4 protein-coding genes are annotated in these 3288 nt (G+C 62.2%); 2 read left to right on the forward strand and 2 right to left on the reverse strand.

The window, feature by feature from the left end; genetic code table 11:
- Positions 1-589 precede the first annotated feature (589 nt).
- Positions 590-1657 (reverse strand): metal-dependent hydrolase, encoded by a 1068-nt coding sequence (locus J2852_RS31175; protein WP_209883162.1) that lies wholly within the window; start codon positions 1655-1657, stop codon positions 590-592.
- 161 nt (positions 1658-1818) lie between these two features.
- Here J2852_RS31175 and J2852_RS31180 point away from each other — a divergent pair, with 161 nt between their 5' ends.
- Positions 1819-2127, forward strand: coding sequence for a hypothetical protein (locus J2852_RS31180; RefSeq protein ID WP_209883165.1), 309 nt, complete (start codon positions 1819-1821; stop codon positions 2125-2127).
- Between the two features lie 58 nt (positions 2128-2185).
- Here J2852_RS31180 and J2852_RS31185 read toward each other — a convergent pair whose 3' ends face one another.
- Positions 2186-2920, reverse strand: coding sequence for a transposase (locus J2852_RS31185; protein ID WP_209883167.1), 735 nt, complete (start codon positions 2918-2920; stop codon positions 2186-2188).
- 122 nt (positions 2921-3042) lie between these two features.
- On the opposite strand from J2852_RS31185, the gene J2852_RS31190 reads away from it, so the two are divergent.
- The gene (locus J2852_RS31190; RefSeq protein WP_209883168.1) at positions 3043-3279 is read left to right on the forward strand and encodes a hypothetical protein; all 237 of its coding nucleotides are present in this window, start codon (positions 3043-3045) and stop codon (positions 3277-3279) included.
- Positions 3280-3288 lie beyond the last annotated feature (9 nt).

The following is a 3288-nucleotide window of genomic DNA, read 5'->3' on the forward strand; positions in this document are numbered from 1 at the left end:
CAGATGGCCGTTATCTTCGGCGACCGGTTCGCAAGGGCGATGAACGCCTGAAACTGAAATCCGCCCCGCCGAGCACGAAATTCCGGATACTCCCAAGGGAGCGTTACGGGATGGTGTCCAATAGGTGCGCATCACCAGCCCCGAATCCCACGGACGTCATAAAAAAGCGCGGAAGAGCCCCTATGTCCCAACGCCGATTGACACATGCGAACTCGGGGTGTTCTGCACGCCGACCCAGTTCGCGTGACGATGCCGCTCAGGCCATACCCATCCCGGGCGAGCCGCCCTACCAGCCTTTCGATCGCCTCAGCCCGTTTCGCCACCGTGCTGAACGAGCGGATCTCGCCATCTCGTGTTCCTTCGGCAACGGCCACGAACACCGTCGCCTTATGCACATCCAGAACCGCGAAAATGGTAGAGTTCATCGGCCCGCCCCCCATGTCTGAGGCTCGGCGCTGGGCCGCCCGGCGCAATCCGCGATGGGGACATGCCGTGGGACGGGCCGCTACTCGCCTTTCGGCTGGCAAACATATGGCCTCGGTCGCCCTGCTTCAGCTTAGGCGTTCGTTCGCACGAGAAAGCCGTCTGGTTAGTCGGCACTGACCGTTCGGTCGGCCGGCCCTGTGCCGACTATGCGGACCCACAGATCCTGCCACGCCGCCTGGGATGCGTCCCGGGGCGTTTGGAAGGTTTCCACCGCGCCCGCCAACACCCCCGCCCGATCGACAACGGCTTGGATACCCCAAAAGCCGAGCGATGAGACCCCTGGCATGCCGTATCGATGATCAAGGGCTTGAACCAGGGTGTGCTGGGAGTCCAACGGCTGCTCGCGCCAATAGAGATTTTCCATTGAGAACCAGCGGAAGACCTTGGCCTCCGAAGTCGCCGCAACCGCCTCAATGGCCGGCGACGTGCTTCGCTCGAACCGTTCCCACCGGATCTTCTCCGCGCTCAGTACGGAGTGGAACCCGACCCGCACCGCGTCCGGCGTCTCGACCACGACCCGGCGCAGCAGAGGTTGGAACAGGGTCGGGTAGGCTGTCACCTCGATCCCACCTTCGACCTGCGCTTTCGCAATCGCCTCGACGCGCTCGTTGATGGCCCAGCCGCCGAGCGTATAGGCCGAAACGATGATCAGTGCGGCGCCCGCAATATCCTGTGCCAAGGCCGCCCGCTTGCGGATCGCGACGCCAGCCACCACGGCGATGAGCAGGACCAGACTGTAGACCGGATCGATGATCGGCATCGCGTTGATCGCGAAGCGTACGTTGGTGAGCGGATAGAGCCACTGCGTGCCATAGGACGTGAAGACATCGATCACCGGATGGGTCATCAACGCCAGAATGGCCAGCCAGATCCAGGCCCGCAACGCGTCGCTCCCGCCCCACAGGCTGTCCGACCCGTGGCGGCGGCGTTGCCATCGCCAGATCAGCCAACCGAACAGCAGGCCGGCAAAAGGGCCGAACAGGATTGAATGGGTCAGGCCGCGATGATGCACCCAGTTGGCAAAAGGTCCACCGATCCAGCCGACGACAACATCCAGGTCGGGAATGAGCGCGATGCCCGCACCGACAGCGAGCGCGCGACGGCCCAGTCGGTGGCGGAAGCCGGCCTGCGCCACCGTGGCCCCGAGAAGCATTTGGGTGACTGTGTCCATAGTGTCCGTTCGTCCAGAGTCTATAAGGATCCATCCGATGGAGACGGTATCGCCCGTGGCGGTTCCGATCCGGTCATACAGATTTAGCCATATTCCCTGGAGCGGATTGGGTGGAATCTGATAGGTTGAACGGGGCTTTATTTGGCAAGAGGGTGTCTTGGATGCCGCTGATGGAAAGGACCGCCCAGGGCGATCAATATGTCCTCCCCGGTGCGGAGCGCCGGACCGAGCCCTGTCTTCCCTATGCCGCCGAACCTGACGGCCAACTCGCTCTCCACTTTTACGAGCCTCCCCGTGCCGATGAACGGGACTCTGGCAAACCGCCCCCTTTGCCGCGTGCGCTCCCCCGTCCCACGCCGATCAGCGAAGGTCTGCTTGCCGGCCGCATTGCCTTCTTCCCGCAAGTCATGAATGATGTGACGGAAGCGTTTCAGGCCTTTTCCGGAGTAACAAAAGAGCGCCAGGGTTGATCGGCCGGGAAATGATCCTTCGCTTCTGAGGGCAGTCCTCAGAAGCTGTTCATGGACATCATGCGCTGGCATCCTGAATGACGAGGCGCTTGAGGCGCCGTGCAAGAATGGAGATGAAGGCGATCGACGAAAGTGACGAGGTGCTCTTCGTCCGCTCGACGATGGTGTTCAATCGACGGTGGCGCGTGATCCAACTGAAGGAGCGCTCCACGACCCAGGCGATCCCGGTGGGGATGAACACGCCATCGCGGCTGCGGGCAATCGGCTGGATGGCGATGCCGAGCGCCGCAGCGGTTCTGGCCAGGCGCTGTCTGCGGTAGCCGAGATCGCCGATGGCTGGCCCTTGAAAGCTATTTTCGACGAGTTGGCGCAGGACCGGGACGATGCCTGTGGTGTCATGCACGTTGGCTGGCGTAGCGTCGATCACCAGTGGGATACCGTACTTTTCGACGGCAATGCTGACCTTCACCCCACGGATCTTCTTGCCACTGTCCACGCCACGCACGAAGCAACTCGGGGCCGAGCGACAAGTCCGATTGTCGATCACCATCGCGCTCGGCTGAGCCGTGTCGCCGTAGGCCAGCCGCCACGTCCGGCGGAGCCGATCAAGCAACCGGCGCCACAGCCTCAGCCGGGTCCAGCGGGCGAATCGTGTGTACGATGCAGTTCCTCGCGCCGCCTGGGGCTCTTCCGAAACCTTGAGCAGAAGGCGCTGCGGCGCCGACTTATTCGAGGTTATTTCATAATCTTTGAGTAAAAAAGATCTGAGTGCTGCTGTGTTCAATGTTTTCATCCGCCGTACACACTCAAGGCGCGCTCATGTGGCGGTGACTGTCGACGCCTTGTCGTGGCACAGGCGTACTCGGTTGTCGTCCTCGAAGACGTCTTCGAGGGCCCGGGGGATAGCCGGCATGCTTGTCCGTCCTGATCGTCAGTTCCGTTGCAAAATTTGACGGCGGGCGCAGAGAGTTGGAGGGGCAGCGTTTTCAGGCGGCCATGCCGAACAGGTTGGCGATGAAGGTGGCCTGGGCGGGCATGTCGTTGGTGGAGATGCAGGCGACCTACCCTGGGAGTATCCGGAATTTCGTGCTCGGCGGGGCGGATTTCAGTTTCAGGCGTTCATCGCCCTTGCGAACCGGTCGCCGAAGATAACGGCCATCT

The sequence above is a fragment of the Azospirillum soli genome, assembly GCF_017876165.1.
GTDB lineage: Bacteria > Pseudomonadota > Alphaproteobacteria > Azospirillales > Azospirillaceae > Azospirillum > Azospirillum soli.

Excerpts from the sequence above, each read along its gene's own strand:
- J2852_RS31175 (WP_209883162.1), bottom strand. The coding sequence starts at position 1,657 with ATGGACACAGTCACCCAAATGCTTCTCGGGGCCACGGTGGCGCAGGCC.
- J2852_RS31180 (WP_209883165.1), top strand. The coding sequence starts at position 1,819 with ATGCCGCTGATGGAAAGGACCGCCCAGGGCGATCAATATGTCCTCCCC.
- J2852_RS31185 (WP_209883167.1), bottom strand. The coding sequence starts at position 2,920 with ATGAAAACATTGAACACAGCAGCACTCAGATCTTTTTTACTCAAAGAT.